This window comes from Campylobacter concisus, assembly GCA_002092835.1.
GTDB classification, from domain to species: domain Bacteria; phylum Campylobacterota; class Campylobacteria; order Campylobacterales; family Campylobacteraceae; genus Campylobacter_A; species Campylobacter_A concisus_K.
In genome coordinates, this window is the sequence record LVWL01000018.1 from 44,399 (window position 1) to 60,829 (window position 16,431).

Annotated in this window: 15 protein-coding genes and 1 pseudogene; 10 read left to right on the forward strand and 6 right to left on the reverse strand. The window is 38.2% G+C overall.

Annotation, left to right across the window (positions count from 1 at the left end):
• Nucleotides 1–2 precede the first annotated feature (2 nt).
• Genes A3835_02000 through A3835_02010 form a run of 3 tightly spaced genes read left to right on the forward strand, consistent with a single transcriptional unit; the run spans nucleotide 3 to nucleotide 2,235 of the window.
• On the forward strand, nucleotides 3–1,253 hold the full coding sequence (locus tag A3835_02000; protein ID ORI08351.1) for an adenylosuccinate synthase: 1,251 nt from the start codon (nucleotides 3–5) through the stop codon (nucleotides 1,251–1,253).
• Nucleotides 1,250–1,672 (forward strand): hypothetical protein, encoded by a 423-nt coding sequence (locus A3835_02005; GenBank protein ORI08352.1) that lies wholly within the window; start codon nucleotides 1,250–1,252, stop codon nucleotides 1,670–1,672. The genes A3835_02000 and A3835_02005 overlap by 4 nt, the downstream gene beginning before the upstream one ends.
• On the forward strand, nucleotides 1,672–2,235 hold the full coding sequence (locus A3835_02010) for a 5'-nucleosidase (protein ORI08353.1): 564 nt from the start codon (nucleotides 1,672–1,674) through the stop codon (nucleotides 2,233–2,235). Before A3835_02005 ends, A3835_02010 begins: the two co-directional genes overlap by 1 nt.
• Nucleotides 2,236–2,355: 120 nt before the next feature.
• On the opposite strand, the gene A3835_02015 is transcribed toward A3835_02010, so the two are convergent.
• Both A3835_02015 and A3835_02020 read right to left on the reverse strand, forming a co-directional pair.
• Nucleotides 2,356–3,315 carry a tellurium resistance protein TerC gene (locus tag A3835_02015; protein ORI08748.1) on the reverse strand — a complete coding sequence of 320 codons (960 nt, stop codon included), beginning with the start codon at nucleotides 3,313–3,315 and terminating at the stop codon, nucleotides 2,356–2,358.
• A gap of 59 nt (nucleotides 3,316–3,374) precedes the next feature.
• The gene (locus tag A3835_02020; protein ORI08354.1) at nucleotides 3,375–4,574 is read right to left on the reverse strand and encodes a molybdopterin molybdenumtransferase MoeA; all 1,200 of its coding nucleotides are present in this window, start codon (nucleotides 4,572–4,574) and stop codon (nucleotides 3,375–3,377) included.
• 135 nt (nucleotides 4,575–4,709) lie between these two features.
• On the opposite strand from A3835_02020, the gene A3835_02025 reads away from it, so the two are divergent.
• On the forward strand, nucleotides 4,710–5,762 hold the full coding sequence (locus A3835_02025) for a hypothetical protein (GenBank protein ID ORI08355.1): 1,053 nt from the start codon (nucleotides 4,710–4,712) through the stop codon (nucleotides 5,760–5,762).
• 29 nt (nucleotides 5,763–5,791) lie between these two features.
• Here the strand turns inward: A3835_02025 and A3835_02030 are convergent, their stop codons facing one another.
• From A3835_02030 to A3835_02040, 3 genes are all read right to left on the reverse strand, one after another.
• A complete protein-coding gene (locus A3835_02030) occupies nucleotides 5,792–7,447 on the reverse strand; it encodes an ABC transporter ATP-binding protein (GenBank protein ORI08356.1) in 1,656 nt (551 codons plus the stop codon).
• A 54-nt stretch (nucleotides 7,448–7,501) separates the two neighbouring features.
• Entirely contained in the window at nucleotides 7,502–9,808 is a 2,307-nt protein-coding gene (locus tag A3835_02035) for a ligand-gated channel protein (GenBank protein ID ORI08357.1), read from the reverse strand.
• A gap of 185 nt (nucleotides 9,809–9,993) precedes the next feature.
• The gene (locus tag A3835_02040; protein ID ORI08358.1) at nucleotides 9,994–10,824 is read right to left on the reverse strand and encodes a hypothetical protein; all 831 of its coding nucleotides are present in this window, start codon (nucleotides 10,822–10,824) and stop codon (nucleotides 9,994–9,996) included.
• A 70-nt stretch (nucleotides 10,825–10,894) separates the two neighbouring features.
• Here A3835_02040 and A3835_02045 point away from each other — a divergent pair, with 70 nt between their 5' ends.
• The 6 genes and pseudogenes from A3835_02045 (at nucleotide 10,895) to A3835_02070 (ending at nucleotide 15,701) form a co-directional block, all read left to right on the forward strand.
• On the forward strand, nucleotides 10,895–12,274 hold the full coding sequence (locus A3835_02045; protein ORI08749.1) for a glutamate--tRNA ligase: 1,380 nt from the start codon (nucleotides 10,895–10,897) through the stop codon (nucleotides 12,272–12,274).
• Complete coding sequence (locus tag A3835_02050) at nucleotides 12,271–13,524, forward strand: malate dehydrogenase (GenBank protein ORI08359.1); 1,254 nt, start codon at nucleotides 12,271–12,273, stop codon at nucleotides 13,522–13,524. The genes A3835_02045 and A3835_02050 overlap by 4 nt, the downstream gene beginning before the upstream one ends.
• 89 nt (nucleotides 13,525–13,613) lie before the next feature.
• A complete protein-coding gene (locus tag A3835_02055; GenBank protein ORI08360.1) occupies nucleotides 13,614–14,240 on the forward strand; it encodes a uracil phosphoribosyltransferase in 627 nt (208 codons plus the stop codon).
• 9 nt (nucleotides 14,241–14,249) lie between these two features.
• Nucleotides 14,250–14,755: pseudogene (locus tag A3835_02060) on the forward strand (ribonuclease).
• Nucleotides 14,752–15,024 (forward strand): hypothetical protein, encoded by a 273-nt coding sequence (locus A3835_02065; GenBank protein ORI08361.1) that lies wholly within the window; start codon nucleotides 14,752–14,754, stop codon nucleotides 15,022–15,024. Before A3835_02060 ends, A3835_02065 begins: the two are co-directional and overlap by 4 nt.
• On the forward strand, nucleotides 15,021–15,701 hold the full coding sequence (locus A3835_02070) for a menaquinone via futalosine step 1 (GenBank protein ID ORI08362.1): 681 nt from the start codon (nucleotides 15,021–15,023) through the stop codon (nucleotides 15,699–15,701). The genes A3835_02065 and A3835_02070 overlap by 4 nt, the downstream gene beginning before the upstream one ends.
• Nucleotides 15,702–15,731: 30 nt before the next feature.
• Here the strand turns inward: A3835_02070 and A3835_02075 are convergent, their stop codons facing one another.
• Complete coding sequence (locus tag A3835_02075) at nucleotides 15,732–16,328, reverse strand: cytochrome oxidase biogenesis protein Surf12C (GenBank protein ID ORI08363.1); 597 nt, start codon at nucleotides 16,326–16,328, stop codon at nucleotides 15,732–15,734.
• Nucleotides 16,329–16,431 lie beyond the last annotated feature (103 nt).

Consider the following 16,431-nt stretch of genomic DNA (forward strand, 5'->3'; position numbering starts at 1 on the left):
GAATGAGAAAGGCTGATTTAGTAGTTGGAGTTCAATGGGGTGATGAGGGTAAAGGCAAGATAGTTGATATGCTAGGACTAAACTATGATATGATTTGTCGCTCACAGGGTGGTCATAATGCTGGCCATACGATCTGGGTTGATGGCGTTAGATACGCGCTTCATCTTGTTCCAAGCGGAATTTTGCATAAAAATATCATAAATATCATTGGCAATGGTGTTGTTGTTTGCCCAGAAGTATTAATCACTGAAATGGCTCAGTTTGAAAATTTAGAGGGAAGGCTTTATATTAGTGATAAAGCACATTTAAATCTAAGCTACCATAGCCAAATCGATCAAGCAAAAGAGAGACTAAAAGGCGAAAAAGCAATCGGTACGACTGGAAAAGGCATTGGACCAACTTATGCTGATAAAATAAGTAGAAGCGGTCACAGAGTAGGCGAACTACTTGAGCCAGAGCGTTTGTGCGATGCTTTGATGCATGATTTTGAGACAAACAAATGCGTATTTGACGCACTTGGTGTAAAAATTCCTAATGAAAATGAATTGCTTGAAGAGCTAAAAAGATATAAAGAGGTTTTGGCTCCATTTATCGCAAATACTACAAACCTAGTGTGGAAGGCACTTGATGAAAATAAAAAGGTATTACTTGAAGGCGCTCAGGGCACGCTTTTAGATATCGACCATGGCACATATCCATACGTAACTAGCTCAAATACCATAAGTGCAGGTGCTTGCACAGGTCTTGGACTAAATCCAAAAGAAATCGGTGAAGTAATAGGCGTCATAAAGGCATATACAACTCGTGTTGGCTTTGGCCCTTTCCCAACAGAAGATAAAGGTACGAGTGGCGATAAGATGTGTGATATTGGTAAGGAATTTGGCACAACAACAGGTCGCCGCAGACGTTGTGGCTGGTTTGATGCTGTGAGTGTAAAATATGCTTCAAGACTTGATGGTGTCGATACTTATGCACTTATGAAGCTTGATGTACTTGATGGATTTGAAGTGGTAAAAATTTGCAAAGCTTATCAATATAATGGTGAAACTATCGATTATATGCCGACAGATCTTGAAAATGCAACTCCTATCTATGAAGAACTTGCAGGCTGGGATAGCGTAAAAGGTATAAGCAAATATGAAGATCTGCCAGCAAATGCAAGAGCTTATATCGAGAGAATAGAAGAGCTAACTGGCGTAAAGATCGGCTACATTTCAACAAGCCCTGAAAGAAGCGATACGATCATTAGATGAAAAGCAAATTTACCTCTATTGTTCGTGTAAAAAAGCAAGAAATGGACAAAGTAGAGGCCAAGCTCGCCGTTGCCAGGCTTAATGTGAGAAATTTTGAAGAAAATTTATCGCGTTTAAGAGCTAAACTTGGCGAGTTTGTTTTGCCAAAAAGTGGCAATATAGGCGAACTAAAGGAAAATTTAGAGCTGATAAATATAACAAGGCAGGAGCTAAATGCTTGCAAAGAGAGCCTTGAAATAGCCAACAAAGAAGTTTTGCATTACGAGCATAAATATAAAAATGCAAATTTAGAGTACGAAAAGATGAAATATCTAGAAAAAGAAGAGTTCAAAAAAGAGATAAAACGCATACAAAAGGCTGAAGCACTTGCACTTGATGAGTTTGCAGTAATGAAATTTGTTACTAAAAGTGAGCAGTGATGAGAGGATTTTTGTTATTTTTTGCGGTCCTAAATTTTGCATTTTGCTATGAAGTGCCTGTTGATTGCACACAAATTTTTGAGGCCAGAAAAGAAGAAATTTCAAAGGAACTTGAGATCATAGATGAACAGCGCCAAGCTTTAGAGGTATTTCGCGCAAGCTCAGCAGCAGCCTATGAAGAAAATAATAAAAAGCTTGCCAAAAAAGAAGCTGATCTAAATGCGACAATGAAAGTGATCGAGCAAAAACGCAAAGAGATCGATGAAGTGGTCGCCAAAAATGAGAAAATTTTAAAAGAACTTCGCACAATGACTAGTGATAAAGTCAATGAGTCGTATTCTAAGATGAAAGATGGCGCGGCAGCTGAGGTGCTCTCTAAAATGCCTAGATCAAACGCAGCCACCATACTTTATGCTCTTGATGCCAAAAAGATATCTACTATCATGGCAAAAATGGATCCAAAAGTAGCATCTGAGATCACCACTTTGCTTCAAAAAGGGCCACCATTTGCTGATGAAAAAGGCGATATGCCAACTCCAGCTGGTAGCATAAATATACAGTAATCAATTTTTTACACAAGCAAACAAAATTTTAAAAAATTTAGATACCAAGATATAAAGCACTTGCTTATAAATTTTTGATTTTAAGCTTGCCTACCTTTAGCTTGTATACTTTTGTGGTAGTTATTTTTTAACCAAACTTACTAGGACACCAACTCCAAGGATGGCTAGAATGATAAAAAGGCTAATTTGTGCAGAAATTTCAAATCCGTGATGAAAGATATGAGCAGTCGCATTTACAGCTAGCTTTGCTGCGATAAAAAATAAAAGCACGATAACGGAAATTTCTAAATACTTTAAAAAATTTTTGAGTGCTTCAAGCACAAAATAAAGCGTTCTTAGCCCAAGTATTGCAAATATCATCGCTGAATAAACAATCACAGGATCTTTACTCACAGCAATGACAGCCGGAACGCTATCAAAAGCAAATATCACATCGCTTAGCTCAATCACGCAAAGGCACAAGAATAATGGTGTTGCTATCCAAGTAGCTTTTAGTGTTAAAATTTGATCGTTAAGAGTAGTTTTTTGACTATCTGAAATTTGCTTAGAAATTTCGCTAAATTTAACAAAAAAGCTATGTCCAAAAAGCTGTGGTAAAACCGGAAAAAAGCGATAAACTGCCCTATAAGCTATATGGTTTGAATAATCTTTTATATCTTCATCACACTTATCTTTTTTTATCATCATTACGGCACTATATGCGACTATTGCCGCAAATATTAGCTCCATCCAAGGAGAGATGGCAAAAAGCATCGTACCTACGGCTACAAAGATGAGCCTAAATATCATAGCACCTATAACGCCAAAGTAAAGCACTCTGTGGCGGTAAATTTCAGGTATCTTAAAGCATGAAAAAATCGCCATCATCACAAAAAGATTATCTACTGAGAGCGACTTTTCTAGCGCATATCCTGCAAAATAAAGACTTGCTATTTCACTGCCTCGCTCAAAATATAAATATATGCCAAAAAGTACCGAAACTCCTATCCAAAAGATAGACCAAATACTAGCTTGTTTTAGTGAAATTTTCTCATCATGTTTATGAGCAAAAAGATCTATTCCAAAGGCAAGTGATGCCATTAGCAGAAAAACTATAATTGTTTGAATTTCTAATGTGTTCAACTTTTATCCTTAAAATTTTAGCAAGGCATCATCAAGACTTCTACTATCTCGCCTTTTTTGAGAATTTCTTTATCCATTTGGATCATTAAAAGTGCGGCTTTGTTTGTTAAATTATTTACGATCGCTGAACTGCCAAGCTTTTTGCCATTTAGATTTACAAAATTTTTTCCTTCACGATTTTCTAAATTTACAGCCGTAAATTCTAAAAATGGTGAGCGTTTTTTATAGTCTTCGTCCATTATCGCCGTGATCTTTGGCTCTTCTTGACCAAACCACGCATTTATTAGGACTCTTACGTAAAGCACACACATAACCATTGCCGAGTACGGAAATCCAGGCAGTGCAAAGATGTATTTATCGCCTGACTTTGCCACTCTGATATGACGACCCGGTTTTATGGCAGCACCTTCGATGATAAGGCTAAAATTTTCATTTAAAGCGCCTTTTACAAAGTCGTAATCACCCATGCTTATGCCACCAGTCGTCACTAATATATCAGCTGATTTTAGTGCGTTTATGATCGCTTTTTCGACAAGCTCAGCCTTATCTCTTACGATCTCACAAATGACCGGCTCTGCACCCATTTTGCGTATCTGCATAGCGATGCCTACGTGATTTGAGCTGTGAATTTGTGCTGGATTTTCTAATGGCTCGCCAAGGTCTTTTATCTCGCTACCAGTTGCAAGTATCGCCACTCTTGGACGCATAAAGACGCTTATGTGAAAGTGACCAAGTTCTGCTAGAAGTGCTATCTCAGCGTAGCTTAGACGAGTGCCTTTTTTAATCAAAATTTCACCTTTTTTGTAGCTTTCTCCTACTTCGCGCACAGCAAAACCCTTTGGCACGCTCTTTTTGATGATTATTTTTGAGCCGCTAACCTCGACATTTTCTACCGGGACAAGTGTGTCAGTGCCTTCGCTCATTAGTGAGCCAGTGAAAGTTTTGACGCATTTGTTGCTCTCTATAACCAGCCCTTTATCGCTTCCAGCAGGCAGGTCTGTGATGAGCTCAAGCTCGCTTAGGCCATCTTTAAAGGCAAAAGCGTATCCGTCCATCGCTGAAACTGGCTTTGCTGGGTAATTTTCAGCGGCTGTCACGTCGTAGGCGATATTTCTATCAAGTGCATCTGTGATGGCTACTTTTTCGACCTTTTCCCACGCATTTATTGTATCTTTTAAAATTTTTAGGCTATCTGCGTAACTCATAAAATCTTTCATTTTTATCCCTTTTATGAAATTTTTGCATATTTTATCTACTTTGCTCTTAAAAAAATTAATCTTTGTTTTATTTAATGATTATTAAAATGTCGTTTAAGAAATCAGTTTGATTTTACCCTATACACAGGAATATTCATGAATAAAACAGTGCTTTACATCATTGCAGGTGCAAGCTTAGGCATTCTTGGCCCAGTGCTTGTTTATTTTGGCAACCCAGCAAATATGGGCGTTTGTGCGGCTTGCTTTTTAAGAGATAGCGTAGGCGCTTTTGGATTTCATCAAGCCAAAGTGGTACAGTATCTAAGGCCTGAAATTTTAGGGCTTATCATCGGAGGCTTTTTAGCAAGTATGCTTTGGAGTAGAAATTTCACTCCAGTATCTGGCAGTGCAGCATTTTCTAGGTTTTTCTTAGGTGTGTTTGCGATGATTGGCTGCCTTATCTTTTTGGGTTGCCCATGGAGAGCGTTTTTGCGCCTTGGAGGCGGAGATATGACCGCTATTGCTGGGCTTGTTGGCTTATTTGCTGGCGTTTTTGTTGGACGATTTTTCAAGAAAAATGGTTACGTTATACCTGAAAATGATGCCACTACAAAACCAGTTGCCTTTTTACCATTAATTATTGCTGTTTTGCTTTTAGCAGCCCTTGTTTTTGGTTTAAAGCTTGGCGATAATGGTGCATTATTTAGCTCAGAAAAAGGCCCAGGCTCACAGCATGCAAATATCCTTATCTCGCTTATTTGTGCTATTGTTATTTTTATGCAAAGAAGCAAATTTTGTTCGGTTGGTGCGATCAGTAAAGTTTTTGAGCGTGATTTTTCGATGTTTTACGGCATCGTATCGGTTGTTGTTTTTGCTAGCATTACAAATTTAGTGTTAAATCAATACAAATTTGGCTTTGAAGGTCAGCCTATCGCTCACAATGACATTCTTTGGAACTTTCTTAGTATGACACTCGCTGGTCTTTGCTTTAGCCTAAGTTATGGCTGCCCAGGCAAACATTTAGTACAAATGGGAGCTGGAAATTTAAGCTCGGCTGTATTTGTTTTAGGTATGGGAGCAGGTGCTGCGATAAGCCACAACTTCATACTTGCAAGCTCACCAGCTGGCATCACTCCTTATGCTCCATATGCCGTAGTTATCGGCTTTATCTATGCTATTTATGTTGGAGTTTTTACTAAAAAAGCATAATATAAATTTGGCTGCTTTTGCAGTCAAATTTACTCACTTTTTATATCTATCACCTCATCAAAAAGTTCAAAAAGCTCGCGTTGATGTGTGATAATCATCACGCTAAGTTCCTTAAAATCGCTCTTTAAATTTTTCAAAATTTCAGCCACTGAAGTATTATCAAGTGCTGAGGTTGCCTCGTCTAAGAATAAAAATTTAGGCTTTGCAAGATAGACTCTGGCAAAATTTAGCCTCTGAGCCTCGCCTCCACTCATAATCTTAGGATAGTCTAAAATTTCATCTAAATTTTTAAATTTGCTAAGGCCAACTCTGGCTAAAATTTTATAAATTTCACTATCATTTTGCTCATTTTTGTTCGGATAGGAGATGAGTTCTCTTAGGCTAGATCTGACCAAATAAGGCTTTTGGGGTATAAACATAACTCCATTTTTTGGCATCGATACTTCTGCTTTGCCATGCTGCCAGAGATTTGCTAGGTATCTAAAAGCCGTACTTTTACCAGCTCCACTCTTTGCATTTAATACCAACCATTTTTTTGGTGTTAAACTAAAGCTCAAGTTCTTAAATAAAATTTCATCGTTTGGCGTCTTTAGTATTAAATTTTTACAAATCACAGCTTCGTCATTTTGACTAAATTCGTGAGCCTTTTTTATTTCGCTGAGCATACTCACAAAGGCATATATACGCTCTACGCTAGCTGAAAATTCCATTATCTGCTTGTAATAGTCCATAAACCACGCAAGACCATCTTGAACTTTATAAAATGCTGTTTTTGCCTGCATCATATCACCAAAGCTCATAGTGCCAGATAAATAAAGTGGCAACGAGGCAAAGATTGGGATTAGGTTTGTTATTTTTAGGTAGCTTGCACTAAAGCACTCAAGCCTAAATTCGGTGTTGATAATATACTTATAATTTTTGACTATTTTTAAGAAATCATCTCTAAACCTCATTTTTTCTCTTTTTTCTCCGTTTAAGAATGCGGCTGCTTCTGCATTTTCTATAAGGATTAGTAGGTCTGCTCTATAGTTGGCTTCAAGATATTGTTTTTCAAAATTTAGTGGTTTTAGCTTTTTGTCAATAAGGTGAGTGACGAGTGAACAAATGAGTGTATAGATGATAGCTATGTAGACTAAAAAGCCACTTATCTCTAAATTTATTCCAGCAAGTTCAATCTTTAAAATTTTAGAAGCTTGCCAAAGAATAAAGACGAATGCTATTAAATTTGCGACATTATAAACAAAGGACTTTACTAAATTTACACTTCGCTCGACAAATAAAAAACTATCTTCAGCGATCCTTTGATCAGGGTTGTCAAAATTTGTACTTGTAAGACTTGCTTTATAAAAACTAGAGTTTTCGAGCCACAGATCTTCTAGTTTTGAGCTTAGATTCTCTCGCCAGGAAATGATGAGAAATTTCTTTAAATAACTGCCAAAAACTATAAAAATAACAATAAATAACGTATAGAGTAAAAATTCTCCCACAAGATGCAATATCACACCCTTGCTAAACGTGCTTAGTGCGTCGTAAAAACGCTTCTCCCACTCATTCATCAAAACGGCTATTTTTGTCACGCCAAGACTTGCAAATATCATCAAAGCTAGAACCACCCATGCTTTAAAAGCCTTTTTATTTAGCCAAAACCAAGATGAAATTTCAAAAAATTGCCTTAAAATTCTCAAATTTTTCCTTTAAATTTAAAGGCCCAAGAGCCAAAAAAGGCCTTGGGATTAAATTTAGTATTTGTAGTTAAAGCTTAATGTAAAGCTTCTTGGATCGCCGTAGAAGTTGTTTATGCCAGCGGTTCTATTGTGTGTATTGTAAAAATACTTCTTGTCGGTTATGTTTTTAACGATCAGTCCCACACTAAAGTTGTCGTTTATCAAGTAGTTGATATTTGCATCCCAAAGAGCATAACCTTTTTGCTCTGGTACGTAGTAGCTTATGGCTGAGCCTGAGCTCATATTGTCTTTCATATAGATACCACTTGTTTTACCTTGGTATCTAACACCTGTGCCAATGCTTAGTTTTTGAGTGCCAACAAGTGGTATTTCATAGCTTGTATAGAGCTTAAACATATGTCTTGGGATATATTTTTTAGCATCAGCTCCTTTGTTGTAATCAACATTTGATGACGTTTTTCTTTCACTTTTTAGATATTCGCTTTTATTAAATGTATATCCAGCCATCACGCTCCATCTCTCAGTTATCGAACCCGAAATTTCAGCGTCTATACCTCTACTTCGCACCTTACCTTCTGCGATAGAATAGTTTGGATTATTTGGATCTGTTATGGCTCTATTTTCTTGGATTATTTGAAAGAGTGCCACAGCTGTATTTAACGCACCTCCTAAAAACTCAGACTTCACACCTGTTTCTACATTGTATCCTACGACTGGTTCAAGGACATTTTTATTTGCATCAGTTGCGCTTTGAGGCTTAAAAATTTCAGCATAGCTTACGTACCAGCTATGATCTTTTAAAAAGTCCCACGTTAAACCTGCATAAGGTGAAAATTTTGACTTTGTGATATAGGTGTTTGCAGATCTTGCACCAGTTTTATGATTTTCATTAAAGCTGTCATATTTTACCCTAGCAAATCTTCCACCAAGGATCATATGCCAATCATCACTAAAGTTATATCTAGTGCCAGCTGTTAGAGCTTGCTGGTAAATTGTATTTGTAAATGTTTTATTTAAAGTTGAATTTGTTCCACCCCAGTTTGGCTCGGCTATGGCTGAAGAATTCCAGTTATATATGCCAAGTCCAAGTGATGCTAAGGATATACTTGGCATTCTGATATCATGCTCTACAAATTTCTCCTTACTAAGTGAGCCATTTACGAAGATATCATGTTTTTGTCCAAAAAGTTCATACTTTCCATCTACTCCAAGCTTCAGATTGACCTCTTTTGAGCCATTGTCGTATTTTTGTAAGCGTATATCATGAGTTGGAGTGGCTGGATTATAAGGATTAACACCGCCCATTGAGCCAAATTTTATTATGCCATCGCTTTTTGTATAGTTTAGCTTCGCATAGGCTTTGTAATCATCATTAAACTGATGAGAAATTTCTGTAAAGGCATTATATTTTTCATAGATGCTATTGTTCCAGTTTGCTCCAAAATAGCTCTTTCTATCCAAATTCAAATTATTACCATCTTTATCAAGTGCTGGTACGCCGTATATATCATAGACCTCACTTGTCTTTTGCCAGATAAGCCCAGCGGTAAGTAGTGTTTTATCAGTTAAATCAAACTCAAATATCCCACCCAGTGCTCCACGCCAACCGTTGCGATAGTGCTTGTATGTACCATTTTTACTTAAAACGCCAATGAGTCTTCCACGCACTGAGCCAGATTCATTTAGTGAGTTGCTAATATCAAATGTGCCTCGGTAGTTATCCCAGCTACCTAAATTTAGGCTTGTGTTGAAGGCAAATTCGCTTGTTGGACGTTTGCGGACTAAATTTACAGTGCCGCCTGGCTCACCATTACTTTGTGTAAGGCCTGCTGCACCTCTTAAAACCTCTACTCTATCGTAAAACTCAAGATCTGTAAATTCTTTAGAATAGCCAAGTGGTCCTTGGACTGATGAGGATACAGACGAGGCGATACCATCTTCTTGTATGTTATCTACATCAAAGCCACGCGAATTTATCCTAAGGCGCCCACTATCGTTTCTAACGGCAATTCCAGGGGCGTATTGCAAGGCTGAATTTACATCTTTTAAATTTAGATCTTTTATAAGTTGATTTGAAATGACAGAGACTGATTGTGGTGTCTCTTTTATGCTTAGACCTAGTCCAGTTGCAGTATTCATTCTATCGGCTGTGTATGAGCCAGTGCCTTCGGTTTTTGAAAGATCGCTCACCACTTGCACTTCTGCAAGATTAGCATCGGTTGCGAAGGTTTGGTCGTTTGAACTAGTACTATTTTGGGTAGTGGATGCATCGTTTGTCTTGTTTAGATCGGTGCTATTTGCTGCACACAGTGTATTTACACTAAGAGCTACCGCAAGTGCAATGGATAGCTTATATCTCATAATATACTCCTATTTTAATAATCATTATTATTTTGGAATTATATAAATCAGAGATTAAGAAATGATAAAATTTTGACTTATAATTTACAATTTCTTTATAAATTTGAAGAGATTTAAATAATAATTTTAAAAATTAAATTTCGTAAGTTAGTGTATTTTAGCCGCCAAATGACGGCTAAGAGAAGTTATCTTAAAATTTGAATCTTTGCTTTTGCGCGGAGTTTATCAAAATAATCAGCCATAAGTTTTTCTTGCTCGCCTTGATAAAGCTCGTTTATAACATTATCTTTAACATCTGCAAAGCTTGGAGTGTATGAGCCTATTTTCTCTTTTACATAAAACATATCAAAGCTGTCAGGCCCTTGCAAAGGCTGTGTGTAGTCACCGTTATTTGTGCTTGAGATGATCGCAGCAAGCCTTGGATCTATGCTTTGATAGTCCAAACTAACCTCTTGTGTTTGCACGCCGTCTAACAGCTTCGGACTTGTCTTTTGAGCCTCAAGTAGCTCAGGATCTTTTGCTCTATAAACTACGACTCTAGCGGTGCTAAAGACCTTAAATTTATCAGGATTAGCATCAAAATACATCTTTGCTTTTTGCTCATTTACATTTTTGCCAGCTTCAGCCAAGATACTTTTATAAAGCTTTTCTTGAAGCATCTTTTTTTCTATGTTGTTTTTAAACTCCAAAAAGTCCATGCCTTGAGCTTGGATAGAGCTTCTAAACTGCGAATTTGTCATGCCATTTTGCTTTGCGATTGATTCGATTCTATCGTTTAGCTCAAATGGCGTTACGCTAATGTTTAAATTTTTTATTTGAGCATCTTCGAGTCTATCTCTTATGAGCAAATTTAAAGCATCTTGTTCGCTAGCTCTTAGCTGCTCTTTCAAGCTATAAACTTCATAAAGTGTGATGGGTTCGTTCTCTACAATAGCTGCGATACCGTTTATCATCTGAGCCGAATATAAATTTAAAGCACTTAGCATGCCAGCAGCCAAAAAGAGCAATTTTTTCATAATAAAACCTTTATTTAAGTATTTAGTAAATATAATTTTGGGCAATTATAACATAAAAATAAGGCACAAAATGATAGTTACTAGATTTGCTCCGTCGCCTACTGGATACCTACATATAGGCGGACTTAGGACAGCCCTTTATAATTATTTATACGCAAGAGCTAATAATGGAAAATTTTTACTTCGCATCGAAGATACTGACTTAAAACGAAACTCTGAAGAGGCCACGCAAGCCATAAAAGAGGCATTTGCTTGGTGCAAGCTTGATCACGACGGCGAAGTGACATATCAGTCAAAGAGATTTGATCTTTACAAAGAGTATGTTAAAAAGCTACTTGATGAGGGCAAAGCCTATAAATGCTACATGAGCAAGGACGAGCTTGAAGAGCTTAGAGCTAGCCAAGAGGCAAGAAAAGAGCGTCCAAAATATGATAATAGATATAGAGATTTTACTGGCACGCCTCCAGCTGGCATCGAGCCAGTCATCCGTATCAAAGCCCCACTTAGCGGTGAGATCGTCATACATGATGGTATAAAGGGCGAGGTCAAATTTAAGGTTGAAGACATATTAGACGACTTCATCATCGCAAGAAGCGACGGCACACCGACTTATAACTTTACGGTTGTGATAGATGACGCACTAATGGGTGTAACAGACGTCATCCGTGGTGACGATCACCTCTCAAATACTCCAAAACAGATCGTTCTTTACGAGGCACTTGGCTTTAATACACCAAAATTTTATCACGTCGCCATGATAAACGGCGAGGATGGTAAAAAGCTTAGCAAGAGGCACGGTGCAACTGACGTTATGGAGTATAAAAAGATGGGCTATTTGCCTGAAGCACTCTTAAATTTTCTCGTTCGTCTGGGCTGGAGCCACGGCGATGATGAGATTTTTACTATTGAGGATATGCTTAAATACTTTAATCCAAACGACATCAACAAAAGCTCAAGTACCTATAACGCTCAAAAGCTTGACTGGCTAAATTCTCACTACATTAAGACTTTACCTTACGAGAGGCTAGCGCACGATATGCTTGAGTTTGGCGTTGATTTTAAGGCTTTGGTGAAGGGTGAGCTACTGCTAAATTCACTCCGTGAGAGATCAAAGACACTAATAGAAATGGCAGACAGTGCAAATGCGATAATCAATGCTCCAAAAAGCTACGATGAGAAAGCTTGGGCTAAATTTATAAATGAAAATAGTAAAGAAAATTTGGCTAAATTTGCTCAAATTTTAGACCGTGACCTTGACGCTAAGGGCTACGAGGAGCTAACTAATAAATTTTTAGAGCAAAATGGCTTAAAACTAAAAGACCTAGCTCAGGCTCTAAGAATAGCGCTAACTGGCTCAAGCGTGAGCCCAAGCATCTTTGAAGTGCTTGAAGTAGTGGGCAGTAGCGAGACGAAAAATAGAATACAAAATTTATTAAAGGAAGAAAAATGACACATGTAACTAAAGAAGAAGCACTAAACTACCACATAGGCGGTAAGATCGAGATAAAGGTAAAGACGCCTTGCGAGACATCAAGAGACCTTTCAATGGCCTATACGCCTGGCGTTGCAGAGCCTTGCAAAGAGATAGAGGCTGACAATGAACTAGCTTATAAATATACAAATAAAGCAAATCTAGTAGCCGTCATCACTGATGGTACAGCTGTTCTTGGACTTGGCGATATCGGCGCTATCGCTGGTAAGCCAGTTATGGAAGGAAAGTCAGTTTTATTTAAAAAATTTGCAAATGTTGATGCCTTTGACATCGAGCTAGACGAGCATGATCCTGATAAGATCGTTGAGATTTGCAAGGCTCTTGCTCCGACATTTGGCGGTATAAATTTAGAAGATATCCGTGCTCCAAAGTGCTTTGAGATCGAGAGAAAGCTTCAAGAAGCAGTCGATATCCCAGTCATGCACGACGATCAGCACGGCACAGCGATGATAACAAGCGCTGGCATGATAAATGCGATGGAAATTTCTGGCAAAGATATATCTAAGATAAAAATCGTAGTTAGCGGCGCAGGTGCAGCTGGCATTGCGTGTGCAAAGATGTATAAAGCGCTTGGTGCAAAACACATCGTGATGATAGATAGTAAAGGCGTTATTCACTCAAAAAGAACAGACCTAACGCCTGAAAAGATAGAGTTTGCGCTTGAAACTGAGGACAGAACTCTAGCTGATGCGATGAGGGGTGCTGATATGTTTTTAGGTCTTTCAAAGCCTGGCGTTGTGACAAAAGAGATGGTTGCGTCAATGAATAAAGAGCCTATCATCTTTGCTTTGGCAAACCCAGTACCTGAAATTTTTCCAGAGGATGTTGAGGCTGTAAGAAGTGACGTTATGATGGGTACAGGCAGAAGCGACTATCCTAACCAAGTAAATAACGTTTTGGGCTTCCCATTTATCTTTAGAGGTGCGCTTGATGTTAGAGCTAAAAAGATCACTGAAAATATGAAAATGGCTGCAGCTAGAGCGCTTGCAGAGCTTGCAAAAGAGCCAGTGCCAGCTGAAGTTTTAAAAGCAAGTGGCGTTAGTGAGCTAAAATTTGGCAAAGAGTACATCATCCCAAAACCATTTGACAAACGTGTGCTAACAGCAGTCGCTCCAGCAGTTGCAAAAGCTGCGGTTGATGACGGCGTAGCGAGAGTAAAAGATTTTGATGTTGAGGCTTATAAAGCCAAACTTGCAAAAGGTTTTTAATCAAATCTAGCCCAAATATGGGCTAAATTCTTCTCTTGGCATTTTGTAAAATATAAACCTTGTAAAAACAGTAAATTTAAGGACAAAAAATGCAAAACGTAAAGCTCATCTCGCACCCATTGATCGAGCATAAATTAACAATCTTACGTGATAAAAATACCCAGCCTTTTCAGTTTCGCATGCTAGTTGATGAGATCAGCTACCTTATGATCTTTGAGGCGACTAGAAATTTAAAGGTAAAAGATGTCAAAGTCCAAACACCAGTTGCGCTGGCAGACGCAAAAAGGCTTATTACAAAGGTGATGATATGCCCTATCTTAAGGGCTGCTCTTGGTATGCTTGATAGCGTATTTACCATCATCCCAGATGCGAGTGTGGGCTTTTTGGGCTTTCAGCGAAACGAAGAGACAGCGCAGGCTGAGTTTTTTTACGCAAAGCTTCCAAAAGATGCAAAAGAGCGCATGGCGATCATCATCGACCCTATGTTTGCAACTGGTGGTACGGCGATAGATGCGGTCAAATTCTTGCGTGAAAAGGGCGTTAAGGAGATCAAATTTATCTCTATCATCGCTGCACCTGAGGGGCTAAAGAGATTTAGCGAAATTTACCCAGACGTCGAGGTTTATACAGCTTCGATTGATGAGAAGCTAAACGAGAAAAACTACATCGTTCCAGGTCTTGGTGACGCTGGCGATAGAGTTTTTAACACACTTTAAGGGCAAAATTTGAACAAAAGACTTTTGCCAGCTCTAGTCGCCTTTGTCATTGCTATCATCATTGCACTTTCTTTTTTTCAAAAGAGGGCGGCGAGGCAAACAAAAACGCTCAAATTTTACTTGAACAGCTAAACAAAGAGGGGCAAAAGAGCCAGAGCCTTGCAGAAAACGACTCATACACCTCAAAAGATGAGGTCGCACTTTATATCTATAAATTTAATAAGCTGCCAAAGAATTTCATAACTAAAAAAGAGGCACTTGAACTTGGCTGGGACGCAAAAAGCGGAAATTTATGGCAGGTAAGTGGCGGCAAAAGCATCGGCGGAGATAGATTTTCAAACAGAGAAAAGAAGCTACCTGAAGCTGATGGCAGAAAGTGGTTTGAGTGCGATGTAAATTATAATGGTGGCAGACGCGGCGCTGAAAGAATTTTATATTCAAACGACGGGCTTATCTATTACACGCCTGATCACTACGAGCATTTTTACCTGCTTTATGAAAAGAGGATGCAATGAAAAGCGTGATCTTAGATGCTAAAAAAATGCTCGAAAAAGAGAAGATGCATGAGTATTTAGCGAAGAAATTTGACCTGCCAGAGTACTACGGCAGAAATTTAGACGCGCTCTATGACTCTCTTTGTGAGATAAATGAGCCAACGCTTATAAAGCTAAAAAACGAAGATGCCTTGCAAGGTGGCACGAAAGAGAGCCTAATTCAGCTAGTTCGCGATGTTTGCAACGAAAACGAGTTAGTTAAATTTGAGCTTGTAAAAGATGAAAAATGATATTTGGAAAGATTGATTATCTAAATTTACTCCCATTTCACGTATTTTTAAAATCAGCCCCACTAAGCTCTCAGATAAAAAAGGCGATCGAGTTTAAAAAGGGTGTGCCAAGTAAGCTAAATAGAGCCCTAAACGCTAGAAAGATCGACGCTGCGGTGATCTCAAGCATAGCTAGCAAAAAGGCAAATTTAAAGAAGCTAAATTTTGGAATAGTCGCCAAAAAAGATGTCAAAAGCGTACTTGTTCGAAAAAACTCCGCTATGAAATTTGACCCAGCTTCAGCTAGCTCAAACGCCCTAGCCAAGGTGCTTAATCTAAATGGCGAGGTGATCATAGGTGACAGGGCGCTAAAGGCATACTTAAGCGAGGGTAAAGAGTGCTTTTATGACCTTGGTAAAATTTGGCACGAAAAGACAAATTTGCCATTTGTTTTTGGTAGATTTTCATATGTAAAAAATGGCTCGTTTTACAAAAGACTGGTTGCAAAATTTCTACAAAAAAATGTAAAAATTCCAAATTATATATTAGCTCAGTATGCCAAAAGTCGCGACATAAGCGAGCAAGATATCAAGTGGTATCTTAAATTTATAAGCTACAAAATAGGCCCAAAAGAGCAAAAATCACTCCGAAAATTTTTTAAAGAAAATAGACTATTAAAGGCAGCAAAAAAGAATTAAATTTTTATAGCTGCCAAGAAGCTATAAAATTTAGTGGTGCATATGCATATTAGTTGAGTTATCATCACCCATATTTTGCATCATCTTGTGGTGATCGTGCATTGGCATATCTGCTGGCATGTTCATTGGCATATTCATATGCATACCCATCTCACCGTTTTCAGCCTTGTAGCCAGTTATGGTAGGATCAACCATGCCAAATATCATTGCGACGTGTGCGACGATCAAGGCAAATATGAGTAGGCAAAAGTGAAGCTTTAGCTTTGCCTTTTCGCTTGCGTTTTTGTAGATCAAATTTAGCTCTAAAAGCGCGATGCCAAGAAGTGGTATGACGCTGATGAGATATGAGTAGACAGCGATGACATCGGCATATCCACGCCATTTTATACTTGGATAAATTTTTGCCATAAAATAGATCACAAGAGCTGTAAAATAGACCCCAAGCACTATGCCAGCAAATTTGCCAACAGCCTTATAGCCAGCATTTTTACCGCTATCCATGTGATACATAGTGAGAAACTCCATCGCCACTAAAAGCTCCGTAAGCCCCACAGGTATCACCATGAAGAGGATTAGATTGTAAGGTTGATTGAGCGATAAAAGCTCCATGTAGTGTGTCATTACCATTGTAAGTCCTTTGTAAAAAATTTAAAGAAGATTAACGCCAAATTGCTAATAATTATAAAATATCAAGATAACAAATTTAAGCGGATGTTAAATTTACTCCTAG

Excerpts from the sequence above, each read along its gene's own strand:
- A3835_02010 (ORI08353.1), top strand. The coding sequence starts at position 1,672 with ATGAGAGGATTTTTGTTATTTTTTGCGGTCCTAAATTTTGCATTTTGC.
- A3835_02020 (ORI08354.1), bottom strand. The coding sequence starts at position 4,574 with ATGAAAGATTTTATGAGTTACGCAGATAGCCTAAAAATTTTAAAAGAT.
- A3835_02075 (ORI08363.1), bottom strand. The coding sequence starts at position 16,328 with ATGGTAATGACACACTACATGGAGCTTTTATCGCTCAATCAACCTTAC.
- A3835_02015 (ORI08748.1), bottom strand. The coding sequence starts at position 3,315 with ATGGCATCACTTGCCTTTGGAATAGATCTTTTTGCTCATAAACATGAT.
- A3835_02035 (ORI08357.1), bottom strand. The coding sequence starts at position 9,808 with ATGAGATATAAGCTATCCATTGCACTTGCGGTAGCTCTTAGTGTAAAT.
- A3835_02005 (ORI08352.1), top strand. The coding sequence starts at position 1,250 with ATGAAAAGCAAATTTACCTCTATTGTTCGTGTAAAAAAGCAAGAAATG.
- A3835_02050 (ORI08359.1), top strand. The coding sequence starts at position 12,271 with ATGACACATGTAACTAAAGAAGAAGCACTAAACTACCACATAGGCGGT.
- A3835_02065 (ORI08361.1), top strand. The coding sequence starts at position 14,752 with ATGAAAAGCGTGATCTTAGATGCTAAAAAAATGCTCGAAAAAGAGAAG.
- A3835_02045 (ORI08749.1), top strand. The coding sequence starts at position 10,895 with ATGATAGTTACTAGATTTGCTCCGTCGCCTACTGGATACCTACATATA.
- A3835_02040 (ORI08358.1), bottom strand. The coding sequence starts at position 10,824 with ATGAAAAAATTGCTCTTTTTGGCTGCTGGCATGCTAAGTGCTTTAAAT.
- A3835_02070 (ORI08362.1), top strand. The coding sequence starts at position 15,021 with ATGATATTTGGAAAGATTGATTATCTAAATTTACTCCCATTTCACGTA.
- A3835_02025 (ORI08355.1), top strand. The coding sequence starts at position 4,710 with ATGAATAAAACAGTGCTTTACATCATTGCAGGTGCAAGCTTAGGCATT.
- A3835_02000 (ORI08351.1), top strand. The coding sequence starts at position 3 with ATGAGAAAGGCTGATTTAGTAGTTGGAGTTCAATGGGGTGATGAGGGT.
- A3835_02055 (ORI08360.1), top strand. The coding sequence starts at position 13,614 with ATGCAAAACGTAAAGCTCATCTCGCACCCATTGATCGAGCATAAATTA.